The organism is Simkania sp. (assembly GCF_965215465.1).
GTDB lineage: Bacteria > Chlamydiota > Chlamydiia > Chlamydiales > Simkaniaceae > Simkania.
This window is the reverse complement of record NZ_OZ244056.1, coordinates 56219-72085: the sequence shown is the minus strand read 5'-3', so window position 1 is coordinate 72085 and position 15867 is coordinate 56219. Positions and strand designations below refer to the sequence as shown.

Below are 15867 nucleotides of genomic sequence, written 5' to 3'. Positions count from 1 at the left end.
TATCTGAGGATGAGATGCTGAGTCAAATTATTTCTATGAGTGGCGCCAATTGGCAAACAGCAGTGACTTGTGTAACCGCAAATTTCTGTTGTCAGCATTTGGCTGCAAAAGCTGTAAAGATAGAGGATAGCTCTTCATGGAAAAACAACGTGATTTCTGATCTGGTAGGATTCTTGATGGGAGCTGCTTTCGTCTATGCGATTGCTAAACCCCTTAAAGGTCGTTTTCTAATTCCTATCAATCCTCAAGCAATCGTCCCGATCACCCTCTTTCACGCGATGGTCCATTTTGTCGCGAAGGTTCTCTTTCCTCAGAAGCCCGAAACACCAGCGCCCGTCGAAACTGAAGAAGAAACACCAGCGAAACCTGAGCTCAATAGCCTAGGCGCCCTGGTGAATTACTTTGATTCGAAATGGGACACAGCGAAAAAAGAGTACTTAGGAATCGAATATGACCCAGAGAGAATCAAAAAACACCTCCATGCTTGTACCGCAGCAAAATATGACCTTAAGTGTGACTTCAAAACGCATCACGGCTTCATTGAAAAGAAAGAGGTCCCAAAAGGGTCAAAAGTGTTTGTTCGCGCGGATTTACACGGTGATTTAAAAAGCCTGCTAGAAAACCTCAAAGCGATGCAACGCAAAGGGCTACTTGACGAAAACTTCAAGTGCAAACCCGGAACGTACATGGTCTTCTGCGGAGACTACATGGACCGAGGTAACTATAGTATGGAAATCGCTGAGATCTTAGCGGTGCTTCAAACAGAAAACCCTGATCAAGTTTACCTAGTTCGCGGAAACCACGAATATCTCCAAACGAATTATGCTTTCTGTGATAGATCAGATGGGAATTTCGTCAAATTTATCAAAGACCATTATGCTGACTTGGAAATGTTTTACCGCACCATGCCTCTCACAGTTTATCTAGCCGAAGAAGGCGGGGAGTATGTCGACTTTACTCATGGTCTTTTTGAGCTGCATATTGATCCGTCAGAGATGCTGGATTCCAAGACGGTGGATCGAATGTACATTCCAAAAACATCTCAGGAATTTTCTGAGCGTGTTCAGCAACTTGCTGCAAGAGGGACTCCGGTTAAATATAATGCCTTTCAACACCTGATCGGTTGGAAGGATCACGAACCCTCAAAAACTGAGCTCGCAGCCAAACGCATCGTAGATTTAAAAGCCACTGAATTTGATCGCACGATTGAAGATACGACAGTTTACAATTGGGGAGATGTAACTCCTGGAACTCCACCTAACTTAGGACAGATGGGATGGAGAAAATGGCATATCCGTCCAGAAGATGTGAAAGATGCCTTGCGTATGATGGGCAATGCTCGCAAAGTAAAACTCCTCTTTAGGGGTCAACAACATCGTTTCCAACATGGGTCATATAACGGTAAAGTCGTTGTGACAACACTTCCTGTTGGAGCTGACACAGGTTATTACCAAAGAGCTTTTGGTGGACAACCAGATCGCGCCTATATTCTAGACATCGACCAAAAAGTTAAAAACTGGAAAAAACAAGCCTTCATTCGTAAGACAGGTGAGACAGAAGTTGAAATCACCAAAGCGTTTGAGATCTTTAGTGAGGCTGTTTAAGCTCGACCCAGAGGGATAAACCTTCGAAAAAGTTTTCCATGCACGATTTGTACTGGAGGTACTTTTTGGGTGAAGGAATGGTCTGCACAAATGTGACCGCTTCTTGCGTCTTTTGCAAATAACTATCAGACGACTCTAACGGGAGTTTGCGCCCTGAGCGCAGGCACTCCCGTACGTGTGAGGGAAAAGCCGCCATTGCGATGTCTGCCGAAAGTTCCCATCGCTTGGTATGTGGAAAATTTTTGACTCGCACTTCACATCCGTAAAGTGAAATTTTTCCTACTTGTTGAAATGCCAATTGGCTGAGTAAAAATAGAAAACTATTGTAAAACATAAGAAAACCTCACGGTAATTTATTATAACAAAAACATTATAATAAATCACCCCATTTGAGTTTTTTACTTGTTTTATAATTTTCTTTTTCCTTTTTGCTAATAATCTTCTTTTGAATCCCTTCTTCTGTGCAAAGTTCAAATAAAATATGACCACGTCGTTTGTCGGGAATGCGTAAAATTCTTTTTTTTCTTTGGCAGTTTTCAAAAGGTTTTTTGGAAACGATGAGGTAAGAATATTTTTCATCTTCGTAACCTTTCTCTGCTTCTTTGAGTAGACGATGCCAAGGGGTGCGAGGCAATCGCTCTGAAAAGTGACACCAATTGCCTCCTTCCATGGGACAAGAAGCGTGATGGGGACATGGAGCAATGAGATTGCCGCCGAGCTCGAGAAACAGGTTGCGGAGGGCTAAAATACGCTGAAAGCCCGCAGGAGTGCCTGGTTCTATGATGATGATTTCCTCTTCGACGGATTGAAAAAATTTTTCGACAAGAGAAGGATAAAGTTTAGGATCGATTTCAGTGAGCGAATAGGAAAAAAGGTACACTTGGGCAGAAGGGAGGTCTTCAAGCTTTGTAAAGTCACAAGCTTCCCAAGTTCCCCGATTTGTGAGGGATTTTCCAAGTGCGATAAGACCAGGATCGTGTTCGATGAGATGGATGGATACAGCTTCTGGTAAAGCCCAAAGAGAGGTGCCAAGGCCTGCACCAAAATCGACAACAGATGTTAGTGGAGTTTGCCTTTCTTGAAAAACGCGCTGCATCACAGCATAAGTTGCAGGGAGTCGTGTGCACAAATAGGCTAACCGGTCGACATCCGTTTCAAAAGAGCTTGGCAGACCGTTTCTATAGCGCTCTGTTAGCTTTTTTGTAGCATGGGTAAGGTCTTTGATGCCATGCAACTGAATTGCCTTTTCTACGGCTTCTAAAAGTTCTTGAGGAAGTTCCATTTGATTAACACTACTGCGTCAAGTTAAAGAAGTCTCTTCTTAAGTAACTTATATCAATATTTGTAACCACAAAGAGTTTGCTTTAGATAAGACTTTGATTGTTTTTTACCACGGAGAACAAAGAGAGAGTCCTAAAATACTTTTCTCTGTGATCTCGGTGGTAAAGATAAAACAAAGACATTCCTTTCACCGTCTCTGTGGTCAACTTAACGAATAGTATCAATGATAAGCGATCTTGGTCTTTAAGAGAATGATCAAGGCAACCAAAGTGGAAGCGGCAGAGATGACAAAAGGAATGACAGTATGCGCATGCAAGAAGAGCCCACCTATTAGCGCCGAAAGCATCATTGTCAGGGACAGCATCGATTGACTAAGGCCTAAAACCTTACCTTGAATCTGCGGCGGCGCCGCATTTGAAATGGCACCGGTGCAAAGGGGCCACACAAGGCCAGATAAGGTGGTACAAATCCCTAGAATGACAATGAAGTAACGGAGGTGGTAGGGATAGGGAACAAAGACCACAAAGCACGCGTAAATCAATAAGGACAGAATAAGGATCCATTTTGGGTGAAAGAGTTTGTAGAGGAGGCGGTGTATAAGTCCCGTTCCAATGATCCAACACACACCCATAATCGCGCAAATGTCTCCAATCATCGAATTGGATAAGTGAAACTCTTGCACGACAAAAGCGGGAACAAAAAGAAAGATGATGTTCCACGAAAAGAGATAGAAAAAATAGATCAAGTAAAGGTTTTTAATCGAAGGCGTCCGTAGGGCCATTTGAATGTTGTGAATTCCTTTCACAAAATCAAAACGGGTTTTGCTGATAAATTTGATCGTTTCAGTAAACCCAAATAAGATGAAGAGAACATTGAAAAGAGCAAGCGGCCCTCCAATCACCATCGGAAATGCAGAATCAAATAGGGGATTGACGTTAGGGTCAGACAGCTTTCCTCCAATGAAAGGACCTAAAATGAACGTCAAGCCAGCAATCGCAGAGCCATAGCTATAATATCTGACCTTTTTCTTGGGGCTTGGGCTCAGATCGGAAAGCGATGAAAGACAAATCGAGAGATTCCCTGCTCCAACCCCCATGACAACACGTGAAATAAAGATCCAAAGTAGTGAATGATGATAAATGCTCCAAGCACTCAGCCCATACCCCACAAAGGTTAAAAATGTGGTCAGTAGTAAGGCCCGTTTCCGTCCATGGTGATCGGCATATTCTCCTAAAATGGGCGCGAGAAAAAATTGCACAAACGGAAAAATTCCCAAAAAGATCCCGAGCATTACAGTCTTATAAGTGAGTGAGACATTTGCTCCGAGAAGGCCTTTTTCGGGTTCTAAAAAAAGAGGAGCGAAAATGGGAAAAACAATCGTGGCGCCAAGGTTATCGACGGCAAATGTCAAAAAAATGGAGAAGAGAGATGAACGCTTTTTGACTGCTTCTTTGTCCACGAAAAAATCGATTAGTTCAAAGCCCAATCAATAGGGGTTTTTCCCCATTTTTTCAAGTATTCGTTCGTTTTTGAAAAGTGACGGCAACCAAAAAACTGCGTTGCTGAATAAGGAGAAGGGTGAGCTGCCTTCAAAACAACATGAGGATGACTCGTTTGGCTTAAGATGTTTTCACATTTCTCTTTGGCCGATTTTCCCCATAAAATAAAGACAAGAGGTTCTTGCCTTTGACACAAACGCCAAATGACCGCATCGGTAAATGTTTCCCACCCTCTTCCATAATGAGACTTCGGGTTGCCAGCTTGTACGGTGAGCGTCGCATTCAGCATGAGCACCCCTTGCTTGGCCCACTTTTCTAAATTGCCGTGATTGGCCGGTGGAATGCCCAAATCATCTTGCATTTCGCGGTAGATGTTTTTGAGCGAGGGAGGGGTTGTAATTCCATGTTGTACGCTAAAGCAAAGTCCGTGGGCTTGATGCGCCCCGTGATAGGGATCCTGGCCCATGATGACAACTTTCACTTGATCAAAGGGAGTTTGACGAAACGCGTTAAAGACTAACGGTTCGGGGGGGTAAACCGTGACGCCCCGTTTTTTTTCTTCACTTAGAAAAGTTTTGAGTTCTTGGATGTAAGGTTTTTTCAGTTCTTCATCAAGGGCTTGATGCCACCCTTTTTCAAGCGTCATTGCCATAAGGCGATCCTCTTTAACCTGAACTCTGAGTTCAGGTTTTTAAGAAAAAAGAATACGCATCCTAGAACTTCCAATCAACGTGAATTTTTGCGCTCGTGATGTAGAGCTTGTCGAAGGCGCGCCCTTCACAGCTGACACCTGCTTCATACAAGTTGGCTTTTTTATAAATGAACTCAAAGCCAAACGCGCATTGATGAGCTGTGCGATCAAACGTTTGCACAGTAAAGTTTGACTCACAAAAGTCTTCATCACCGACAAACTTAGATGTGTATGTAGCCGATGAAACGGGAATATTTGCAACATAGCCTAGGTGAAAAGAAGAACTTAAACAACTATCAGAAAAGTAAACTTCTCTAAGGACTTTGATAAGAAGTTCTGGCTGTAAAAAGGCGGTGTACTTACTTGAAACATCTAGGTTGATACTTTTAGCACCTGTTTCTTTGTAACTTTCTTCAAATACATTCATGTAGCTGAGACGAACTGTGGGAATGAAACTCATTGGATAATCGTTTTCTTGAGTCACAAATGTGAGTTTGTATCCAGCATCGGCTCGCATGAGTAAACCAAATGAGTAATGATCATTATGCGCATCTAGTGAAATACCAGGGATGCGGATTTTTCTTTCAACCGAATAAAAGTTAAAGTTTCCTTGCGTGAGGAAATTGAAGTACCAGTTTTGATTTACAAGACCAACAGAGGGACCAACATAAACACTATGCCAATGCGCATCGCCACCATTTTTTTTCCAACCTAAATTGGTGTAAGTGTAACCAACACCACCTCCAAACTGTAACCAAGGTAAAAAGAGGTGGTATGCTCCTGCTCCAAACCCGTAGGTTCGTGTAATAAATTCGATTTGCTCCTCATACCCCCTTTGTCTTTGCCACTGTCCCACAGGTGCAAGCCAAACATAGGTTTCTTTGAAACTTTCTGGACATTTTGTTAAGTGAACACAGTCATCACACCAGAAGTAGTTTTCTGAATTTGAGACGATTGTATCTGCAATCAGGTGGTTGTTTTGAAGATCTGTAAAAGGAAGTGCTCCAAAAATAGAAGGTCCAAGTTGTGTAAGGCTGCTAACAAACTTTTTAGGATGAAGTGTGAGCAAAGTTTGCATCACATTAAACAGGTCGGGGTTTTCAGGAACAAACCCAGGACAAAACAGGTAATTTGCAATGTTTTTTGCGTTAGGTGGAAGGTCGTTGATCGGAACGGGAGTTACAGATCCTGCATAGGGCACATTGATTTGAACATTTGTTAGATTATAAACCACATTCACAGGAACGCCAACAGAAGAAGACGTCGAATCAAAATTATTATTGACTGTGGCAGCGTTAATAATGGTGTAGACGCTTGTTCCATCATAAACCCCAGGAAGGAGCGTCACATCTAAGTTTCCACCAAGATCTGCAGAGCCTCCTCCTACGACGTTTAAAACATCGTTATTGCCCAAACTATCGACTTCAATCTCTAAGTTTCCTGAGGGGTTTTGTGTGTAAGTCCCATTTACAGTCATCACCCCGATCCCATTTCCAACAGAAACCGTGCCACTATTGGTTAAACTAACCACTGAAGCATCCCCAGAAAAGGTTCCCCCACTGTTAACAACAACATCTCCACCAAAAGATCCCGTAAGATTTAATCTTCCTCCATCAATAGTTGTGGTGCCAGTGAAACCAGCAAAATTCCCAACAAAAAAAGTGATACCAGACCCTGTTTTAGTCATGGTTCCAGCAACTGTCAGCGTTCCGTTAAAAAATCCATTGAAGTTTTGATTAAACGTCAAATTCGCCCCAGCACTTATAGCAATGGCCCCTTGCAACGACCTTGTATTTCCTGTAAGCATCCCAGATAAAACATTTGTCCCACCTGTGTAACTATTGTCTCCAAGCAGAGTCACACTCGCTGCATTATCAACATTTACAGTTCCAGCCCCTGAAATATCTCCCGAGTAGGTTCCGTTTCCATTAAACGATACGATCCCCGCATCAATTCGTATATCACCTGTAAATCCACCAAAATTTTCTAAAGCAAGAGTTCCTATTCCTGCACCAAAATCATCTTTGATTAAACGTCGATTTCCAGTCAGAGGTCCGCTTAATGTGAGTGTTGTTCCTCCTGTTGTGAGAATTGTTGAAGAGGCATTCACAGCAACTGCATTTGTCTGGGTAAATGTCGCTGTTGAGTGGAGAGTTCCACCGTCAAGGGTGATTTGTCCCGTTCCATTCAAGTTTGCTGCTTGATCGATTTCAAGAATGCCTTCTCGGATGATCGTGCCACCTGTAAAAGTATTGTTTGTCGTATCAAGGTCATAGGTCCCTTCTCCTATTTTCACCAGAGTTCCCCCTCCGCTAATCGTAGCCCCTTGCGTTAAGGTTGTGCCTGCATCGGGGCTGATAAATCCTTGGCTTCCCGCAGTGAGTGTAATTGGATGAGAGAAGGGATTAATGTCAGCTGAGGTCTCAAGCGTTCCATTATTGAAGGTAATTGGTGTTGCTGCTGCTCCTATCTGATTGTCTGCACTAATCCGAAAAGCTCCACCATTGATTTCTGTTCCAACACCGTAGCTATTAATCCCAGTTAATGTAACCGTTCCTGCACCGACTTTTCGAACAGTACCTCCTGCTCCAGAAATAGTCCCACTAAACGTCCCATCAAAGTCTTGAGCAAAAATGAGTAAAGAATTATTGACAATCGTTCCTTGAAGACTGTTTGTCGTGCCCTGGACCGTTCCCATCGTAATGGTGGTTGTTCCTAAATAACTATTTGTCCCACCTAAAATTAGGGTTCCGGTGCCAGGATTCATTGTCAAACCTCCCGCTCCGGAAAAATCGCCATTCATGGTCAAAGTTGCTCCGGCCCCAACATTGATCAATGCTGTAGAGCTCATCGTCCCATCGTTCTCAAGTGTGACATTTCCAGAAGGAAGCTCGAGAGTTCCCCCACCAAAATCTATCGGTCCCGTCCCTAAATTCCCAGAAGCGACTAGCTGTATTGTCCCCGTGTTGAGCTGAGTTCCACCAGAGTAACTGTTTGCATTCGGCCCCATGTTTAAGATTCCAGTCCCTTCTTTGATTAAGATACCAGACCCACTCACAGCTCCTTGCAAGGTTAAGACTAATGCACCATCAACATCAAATGTTCCGTTTGTCCCACCAATAACAACCGTATTGGGGATAAGTTCATCCATTGGAGTTGAAACCTTCAATGTGCCGCTGTTAAACGTGATCGTCCCCGTTCCAAAGTTCCCATTTTCACTGATTTGAAGGGTTCCTGAGTTAATTTCTGTCCCACCAGAGTAGCCATTGGTGCTTGCCGCCATATTGAAATTAACAGTTCCGCTTCCAGCTTTGATGAACGTCCCAGGACCACTGATCGCTCCAGTCAATTCCAAATTGTTGTCTGTTCCCACTATCCCGGTTGTGTTGATTGTAAACTCATTACTCAAAGTGACCGAAGCCCCTGTAGAGTTGAGGTTTCCCCCATTCATCGTGATTGTTCCTGTTCCATCAATGGCAGAAGCTGCTCCTATCTGCAAGATCCCATCATTGATCTGAGTCCCCCCCGTGTAAGTATTTGATGTTGTCCCTAAATCGTATATTCCAGAACCCGCTTTGATTAGCCCTCCAGCATTACTAATAGTGCCAGCCGTCTGAGTCAAAGTTGTTCCGCTTGCAGGGCTAATGATCCCATTCCCGGTTAAAACAATAGAGCGATCGTTGTTCATCGAGTTTAATGTTTCTAAGTTCCCTCCATTAAAATCGATGTTGCCCATTGTCAGATTGTCAATCACATTGATTTGAAGAATCCCAGCATTCAACTGGGTATCCCCAGAGCTTCCACTATTAGTCCCTGTAAAGTTAACTGTTCCACTTCCCGTCACTTGAATGACGACAGAACCACTAACATTTCCCGCGTATGAAGGCGCAGTTGTTGACCCTTGATTAAAGTTTAAATTCCCATTCCCATTGACATCGCCTTGAATGCTTGTTGTCGTCCCTTGAACTGTTCCCCCAGTAATATTTGTTCCGCCTGAATAGGTATTGGCTCCTGCTAAAATAACATTTCCTGCTGTCGATTGAAGCTGAAAGGCTCCCGAAATCACTCCAGAAATCGTCAAAGGGTTAGAGGTGGAATTAGTAATCGTGGCATTCGACTGCAAAGCAAGATTCGTGTTGATTGTATGCGTTCCATTTGGCAGGTTAGCAACTATTGTCCCTGTATGAAGATTCAAAGTCCCACTGCTGAGTGTATAACTGTTGAAGCTAGCAAAATTTAAGCTCATTACATCGAACGTCCCATCGACTGTGATTGTTCTAGGCTGTGTGATGAGGTTTGGGAAAGTGGCCGTATCAGTGGCCGCATTCGGAACTGTTACAGGACTCCAGTTTGACGCAAGACTCCATGATCCACTTTGGTCTACATTCCAACTTGCACTCCCACCAAATAGGGACGCACTTAAAGAGAAAAAAAGGGAAAAAACTAGCTTCTTTGGGCCGCGCATATTCATCCAATAGTCCGTTATCCAGACTATAGGTCGAACTTAAAAAAAAAACTAGAGCGATGAAATAATATTTACCAACATTGACAAATTCCCTCGTGCCCCCTAAAATTTAAGCTCTTTTCTGGGTGTAGCGCAGCTTGGCCAGCGCACTTGCATGGGGTGCAAGGGGTCGGAGGTTCGAATCCTCTCACCCAGATTTTCTTTGATTACAACTTACAATGTTGAAAACTCTGTTCACAACCTGTTCATGTGTTGATCATAAGTTGTTCGAAAGCGTTAAATTGACAAGTTTATCAACAAATCAACATCTTTTGCACAGCTTGTGAACATCCTCATTTCTCACCTAAAAAATAGAGTTATCAACAGATCCACAGCGAAAGAAGAAGAAGAGTATAAATATATAAATATTCTTTTCTTCTCTTGAAGAGATGTCTCGTGTTTCAGTATTCTTAATGGCATGAATCGATTAACGCATGAACTTTTTTTTGACCTAAAGTCTTTTGAACATCAGGTCCTTTTTGAAGAGGGGCAACCTGTGTGGAATGCTTTGAAAAATCTTAAAGCCTATTTGGAAAGTCTTTCTTTAGGCAAAATTGAATGTGATATACCTAGTTCTGCCATTTTAGAGCATCCAGAACTGATTTCCATTGGCGCTGGAACGGTTGTCGAACCAGGCGCTTACATTCAAGGACCGTGTATCATCGGAAAAAATTGCCAAGTGCGTCACGGAAGTTACATTCGTCCTTATCTTTTGGCAGGAAATCAATGTGTCATTGGGCATGCAACTGAAACAAAACATGCGATCTTTTTGAATGGAGCTAAAGCCCCCCACTTTAATTACGTCGGAGACTCCATTTTAGGAAGTGATGTGAACATTGGTGCCGGAGTCATTTGCGCGAACTTTCGTTTAGATAAAAAATCGGTTCCCGTAAGGGTTTGGGGAGAGCAATTTTCTTCTGACCTCAAAAAGTTTGGGGCTATTATCGGTGATCGATCACAAATTGGGTGCAACACTGTTTTAAATCCAGGGGTTCTCTTAAGAAAGCGAAGTTTAATTCGCTCGTGTGAGTCTGTTTCCGAATCAAATCTTAGAAAGGAAGTTTCGCATGTCTGACTTATCGCTGATCAAACCGTACAAAGTGCAATTTGAAGCGCATTTGAAAAAAGCTATTCCTAATCTTTGCGAAAAAAGCAAACTACGTGATGCCTGTGAATACGCTCTTTTAAATGGGGGGAAACGGGTCCGACCGATTCTCGTTTTGATGATTGCAAACGCTCTCCAGCAAGGAAGAGTTCCACTAGATGCTTGTTTATCTGTTGAGTATTTTCACACAGCGTCGCTCATTGCTGATGATCTGCCTTGTATGGACAATGATGACTATCGACGCGAGAAACCTTCCACACATAAAGTCTTTGGGGAAACTGTAGCCTTACTCGCTAGTTATGCGATGATCACCGAAGGTTTTGAAATGATTCATCGAAGTGCGCAAGGATTTCCTGGAGAAGTGGGAATGTTAGCCTTAGCTTCTGCGACAAAAGGTTCTGGCCTTCAAGGAGCAACAGGTGGGCAGTTTTATGACCTTTTCCCTAAAGGAAAAACACTCGATGACATCCGAGAAATTATTGAAATGAAAACCGTGACCTTGTTTGAAGTTGCATTTGCTTTTGGGTGGTTATTTGGTGGAGGGGACATCCGGCTTTTAGAAGAAGTCAAGAAGGCTGCGTATCACTTTGGAATGGCCTTTCAAATTGCTGATGATCTCGATGACTTAGAGCAAGACAATTGGAACGATGAAACTCCCAACCTCGCGCTTTGTCTTGGACAAGAACAAGCCCTGTTTTTGCTCGAAGGGGAGCTAAATGCATTTCAATCAAGAATGAAAAAACTCCAGATCATGAATCCGGAGTTTCAACAACTGTTAAACTTGCTTAAACGAGAGCAGGCTCTTCCTGTTTAACGCCTTGGACTTTTTCAAAAATTTGCGTTTCAATTTCATTGGCTAAGTCAGCATTTGTTTTAAGCGTTTCACGTGTCGCTTCTTTTCCTTGACCTAAGCGGTTTCCTTGGTAGCTGTACCACGTTCCTTTCTTTTCAACGATGCCGTGTTCCACGCCAAGATCAATAAGCGAACCTGCGCGCGAGATCCCTTCATTAAACAAGATGTCAAACTCAGCAATGCGGAACGGAGGCGCCAATTTGTTTTTCACAACTTTGACTTTGACCCGGTTTCCGACGTCGAGATTGTCTGAACCTTTCAGCGATGCAATGCGTCGAATTTCCATCCGAATGGAAGAATAGAATTTGAGTGCACGTCCACCTGAAGTTGTTTCAGGATTTCCAAACATCACTCCCACTTTTTCACGGATTTGGTTGATGAAAATGGCGCATGTTTTACTTTTTGAAAGAGTCGCTGTCAGTTTACGAAGAGCTTGCGACATAAGACGCGCTTGAAGGCCGACATGTGTGTTACCAATTTCACCTTCTAACTCCGACTTTGGCACAAGAGCGGCAACAGAGTCGATGACAATTAAATCAACAGCGTTGGAACGCGCTAACATTTCAGCAATATTCAGTGCATCTTCACCGCAATCTGGTTGCGAAATCATCAGCTCATTGAGATTGACTCCAATTTTAGCTGCATAAGCAGGGTCTAATGCATGCTCAGCATCGATGTAAGCTGCAGTTCCACCTGCTTTTTGGCAATTTGCTACAATGTGCGTTGCAAGAGTTGATTTACCAGAAGATTCAGGTCCATAAATCTCGACGACACGTCCTCGAGGAACGCCGCCAATTCCTAACGCTAAATCAAGTGAAATCGCTCCAGTTGGAATCGTGCTAATTTGCCGTGTTGATGAATGATCACCAAGCGACATGATAGCCCCTTCTCCAAACTGCTTTTCAATATGAGAAATGGCTAGTTCTAAAGCTTTTTTCTTTGCTGCATCTTCTGAGTTAGACATGGAATCACCTTTTTCTTTTTCCTAAATATTTTCCCCAGTGTAACAGATTGTTTGTATCAATTGGAGATAAAAATTCGGAGATTTGTTAATGAGGACAGAAGGAGGTAAATATGTCATATCTTGCAGGCGACATTGGTGGAACAAAAACGCATTTGGCCTTATTTCAAGACCAAAGCGGAAAAACAACCTGTGTTAAAGACCAAAAGTTTCCAAGTAAAGACTATCCCAACTTAAGAACCATTGTGAAAAAGTTTTTAGTGGGTGTGGGCTTTGAAGTCGAACGTGCATGCTTTGGAATTGCAGGTCCTGTTGAAGACGGAAAAAGCAAAGCGACAAATTTACCTTGGATTATCGATGCTCGCCAACTTGAAACAGAGCTCAAAATTGAAAAAGTTGCCCTCATTAATGACTTAGAAGCCAACGCATATGGCTTAAAAGTTCTTTCAGATGATGAGTTTTTTGTACTAAACGAAGGAGATCACGACGCAAGCGGCAATCAAGCCATGGTTTCTGCTGGAACAGGGCTTGGTGAAGCAGGAATTTACTCTGATGGAAAGGAGCTCTATCCGTTTGCCTGTGAAGGAGGGCATACTGACTTTGGTCCACGGAATGAAGTGGAAGATCAACTGCTCCACTACCTGCGGAAAAAGTACGAACACGTTTCTTATGAACGGATTTTATCCGGTCCAGGGCTTTACAACCTGTACCAATTTGTTGTGGATACCAAACAAGAAGCTGAAAATCCTGAAACGGTCGAACTCATTCATAGCGGAGATTCTCCACGACTTGTTTCTGAACTTGGTCTCAGTGGTGACTCCGCCGCCTGCGCGAAAACTTTGCAGCTTTTTGCCTCCATTTATGGAGCAGAAGCTGGCAATGCCGCGCTCAAGTTTTTTGCACTTGGTGGTGTTTTCATCGGGGGGGGCATTGCTCCTAAAATCTTAGCAGTGATTAAAACCGGTGAATTCATGGAAAGCTTCAAAGCGAAAGGGAGATTTGCACAGCTTCTCTCTACAATTCCCGTCAAGGTGGTCCTCAATGATAATACCGCCTTACTAGGTTCAATGTATTACGCGCGTAACCTCATATAAATAGGAAAACAATGAAAAAAACTTTTGCCTTATTTTTGGTTTTAGGGACGCAACTTTTTGCTGGAATAGATGAGCGGTTGGAGAAGCTCGAACAAGATATGGACCAAATTTCCCTTCAGACATCAGAGGGGGCCTACGGCGCTTCTTTTCGAAGTGCAAGCCCAGAATTGAGGATGACCACCTGCTTATCTCTCTCGATATTCTTTATTGGCATCCGAAAGTGGGGGGAACTGAATACGCTGCAACCAAAAACTTCCCTGTCAATCAACTTCCTCAGAAAGGTCGTGTTAAAGACCATGATCTCTCATGGGATTGGGGCTTTCGCGCCGGAGTAGGCGGCAAAGTGCCCCATGACAACTGGGACCTCTACTTCAACTTCACGTACTTCCACAATAATGACACAACTGGCACGCGAAAAATTCCCCCAGCAACTGTTTTTGCTCTTGCTGGATTTTTTGGAGGAAACTTTCAACACGCCAAATCGAACTTTCATCTTCTCTATTTAAATCTCGACCTAGAGCTTGGTCGCAATTACTTTATCAGCCGCCGTTTATCCTTGCATCCTCACATGGGAGTCAAGGCCATGCGCATGCACTTAAGAGAAAAAGTTAAATTTCTTTTCAGTCCTTTTCAACAACAAGGACAACTCGTCGGAGAGTTTTACAAAACCGCCTCTCGCTCAGATTCCGATGGCATTGGTCCACGAGTTGGCGTGCAAGGATCATGGTTCTTAGCAGATGGTTTCCGCCTCTTTAGTGAACTATCTGGCGCCCTCCTCTATGAGTACGATGAAGTAACTCAAAGGGAAAAGTCATCTCCCAATGCTTCTGATGACATCACCAATATCCGCCTCATTGGAAATAAGCACCACTTCACCTCATTTTTTCAAATGTACTCAAGCCTTTCTTACGGCCGTTACTTTCACCACGATAGAGTCTACCTCCTCGTAAAACTTGGCTATGAAGTCCAATACTACTTCCGCCAAAACCAAATGCTGAACCCGAACAACTTCCTCTTTGGCGCCAATAACCCTAGGCCTCTGCGCCTCGACTACGACCGCAAAGGAGAAGATGTCTCTTTTTATGGCATCACCTTCTCAGCAAGGCTAGACTTTTAGATTTAAAACTAATGTAAAGCGGCTTTATACTCCCAGGGTTCTTGCTTTAAACCCCAACACGTCCTAACATGTCCACCTACATTGAGATGGACGATGAAAAAACTTTGGATTTTACTGCTACTACCTATCACTCTCTTCGGTGCCAGTCTCGAGGAACGGGTCTCCATGCTGAAGCAAGAAATGGGGCAAGTTTCAACCGAAACAGCAAACCAGACATTTGGCGCCAACTTTGTTCCCACTAACTTTCAAAAAGGGTGGATCGGCCTCTTTGTTCAAGGCGATCTCCTTTACTGGCACCCTAAAGTTGGAGGCACCGAATACGCCTACAAGTTCATCGGCAACGCCCTTAACCTTCCCCAATCAAGTGACATGGATGACCACAGCTTCAATTGGGGCTGGGGAGCCCGCGCCGCTCTTGGCATTACTTTCCCTGGCATTGGATGGGAGTTCGTTGGCAGCGGAACTTGGTTTTCAACCGACCAAACCGACAGCCAAACAGCAGGGCTTCCCACCATTCTCATTAACCTCAAAGGAGCTTTTTTAACTCCTTCAAGTAAAGCCCGCTCTAGTTACGACCTTTCTTACGACGAAGTTCTCGTCGAACTGCGCCGTACCTACTCAATCAGCCGCTTTTTAAACACCTACACTTCGATCGGAGCCAAACGCAACTGGATCGACCAAGAACAGCGACTCCACTACACAGTTGCACCCAACCAAACCTACAAAGTGAAAGACCTCTGTGATTTTGAAGGAACCGGGGCTCGCCTAGCCTTTGGAACCCAATGGCACCTCGTCTATGGCTTTAGTTTCCTCATGAATGCCGGTGGATCGCTCCTCTACGGTAAGTACGAAGTCAAGCACACCGAAACCCTGACACCGATGAGCGCCATTCACCTTCATGGCACCACACATCTCTTTTCTCCACAAGTCGACTTTGCCCTAGGCCTCGGGTGGGATATCTACACTAAAAGTTACCACTTTGGTGTTTCCTTAAGCTACGAAGCCCTTTACCTCTGGCGTCAAAATCAAGCTCTCCAACTCGATGACACCGTGCAAAATCGGCTTCAAGTCGTTCGCTATGCTGACGACATCACCTTTTACGGCGTCACCTTCAAAGCCAAACTCGAGTTTTAGCTGTTTTACAATCGGGCTAGGGTA

At 43.7% G+C, this 15867-nt stretch carries 12 protein-coding genes and 1 tRNA gene; 7 read left to right on the top strand and 6 right to left on the bottom strand.

The window, feature by feature from the left end; translation table 11 throughout:
• The first annotated feature begins 14 nt into the window (after positions 1 to 14).
• Entirely contained in the window at positions 15 to 1604 is a 1590-nt protein-coding gene (locus ACOOFG_RS00325; protein WP_420421651.1) for a metallophosphoesterase, read from the top strand.
• On the opposite strand, the gene ACOOFG_RS00320 is transcribed toward ACOOFG_RS00325, so the two are convergent.
• From ACOOFG_RS00320 to ACOOFG_RS00300, 5 genes are all read right to left on the bottom strand, one after another.
• A complete protein-coding gene (locus ACOOFG_RS00320; RefSeq protein ID WP_420421650.1) occupies positions 1588 to 1938 on the bottom strand; it encodes a hypothetical protein in 351 nt (116 codons plus the stop codon). The two genes, ACOOFG_RS00325 and ACOOFG_RS00320, sit on opposite strands and share 17 nt — an antisense overlap.
• 36 nt (positions 1939 to 1974) lie before the next feature.
• A complete protein-coding gene (locus tag ACOOFG_RS00315) occupies positions 1975 to 2886 on the bottom strand; it encodes a small ribosomal subunit Rsm22 family protein (protein WP_420421649.1) in 912 nt (303 codons plus the stop codon).
• A gap of 219 nt (positions 2887 to 3105) precedes the next feature.
• The gene (locus ACOOFG_RS00310; RefSeq protein WP_420421648.1) at positions 3106 to 4344 is read right to left on the bottom strand and encodes an MFS transporter; all 1239 of its coding nucleotides are present in this window, start codon (positions 4342 to 4344) and stop codon (positions 3106 to 3108) included.
• Between the two features lie 11 nt (positions 4345 to 4355).
• Complete coding sequence (ung, locus tag ACOOFG_RS00305) at positions 4356 to 5036, bottom strand: uracil-DNA glycosylase (protein ID WP_420421647.1); 681 nt, start codon at positions 5034 to 5036, stop codon at positions 4356 to 4358.
• Positions 5037 to 5097: 61 nt separating this feature from the next.
• Positions 5098 to 9540, bottom strand: a complete 4443-nt coding sequence (locus ACOOFG_RS00300) for an autotransporter-associated beta strand repeat-containing protein (protein WP_420421646.1) — start codon at positions 9538 to 9540, stop codon at positions 5098 to 5100.
• Between the two features lie 121 nt (positions 9541 to 9661).
• Here ACOOFG_RS00300 and ACOOFG_RS00295 point away from each other — a divergent pair.
• The 3 genes from ACOOFG_RS00295 to ACOOFG_RS00285 all read left to right on the top strand — a co-directional run bounded on the left by ACOOFG_RS00295 (position 9662) and on the right by ACOOFG_RS00285 (position 11498).
• Positions 9662 to 9736 (top strand) — tRNA-Pro (locus tag ACOOFG_RS00295).
• Positions 9737 to 9997: 261 nt separating this feature from the next.
• A complete protein-coding gene (locus tag ACOOFG_RS00290; RefSeq protein ID WP_420421645.1) occupies positions 9998 to 10654 on the top strand; it encodes a UDP-N-acetylglucosamine diphosphorylase in 657 nt (218 codons plus the stop codon).
• Positions 10647 to 11498, top strand: a complete 852-nt coding sequence (locus ACOOFG_RS00285; RefSeq protein ID WP_420421644.1) for a polyprenyl synthetase family protein — start codon at positions 10647 to 10649, stop codon at positions 11496 to 11498. Before ACOOFG_RS00290 ends, ACOOFG_RS00285 begins: the two co-directional genes overlap by 8 nt.
• On the opposite strand, the gene recA is transcribed toward ACOOFG_RS00285, so the two are convergent.
• Complete coding sequence (recA, locus tag ACOOFG_RS00280) at positions 11470 to 12501, bottom strand: recombinase RecA (protein ID WP_420421643.1); 1032 nt, start codon at positions 12499 to 12501, stop codon at positions 11470 to 11472. The genes ACOOFG_RS00285 and recA overlap by 29 nt on opposite strands.
• Before the next feature lie 110 nt (positions 12502 to 12611).
• Between recA and glk the strand changes: the two genes are divergently transcribed.
• From glk to ACOOFG_RS00265, 3 genes are all read left to right on the top strand, one after another.
• Entirely contained in the window at positions 12612 to 13592 is a 981-nt protein-coding gene (gene glk / locus ACOOFG_RS00275; protein ID WP_420421642.1) for a glucokinase, read from the top strand.
• A gap of 220 nt (positions 13593 to 13812) precedes the next feature.
• Complete coding sequence (locus ACOOFG_RS00270) at positions 13813 to 14709, top strand: Lpg1974 family pore-forming outer membrane protein (RefSeq protein WP_420421641.1); 897 nt, start codon at positions 13813 to 13815, stop codon at positions 14707 to 14709.
• A gap of 93 nt (positions 14710 to 14802) precedes the next feature.
• Positions 14803 to 15843, top strand: coding sequence for an Lpg1974 family pore-forming outer membrane protein (locus tag ACOOFG_RS00265; RefSeq protein WP_420421640.1), 1041 nt, complete (start codon positions 14803 to 14805; stop codon positions 15841 to 15843).
• The last annotated feature ends 24 nt before the right edge of the window (positions 15844 to 15867 follow it).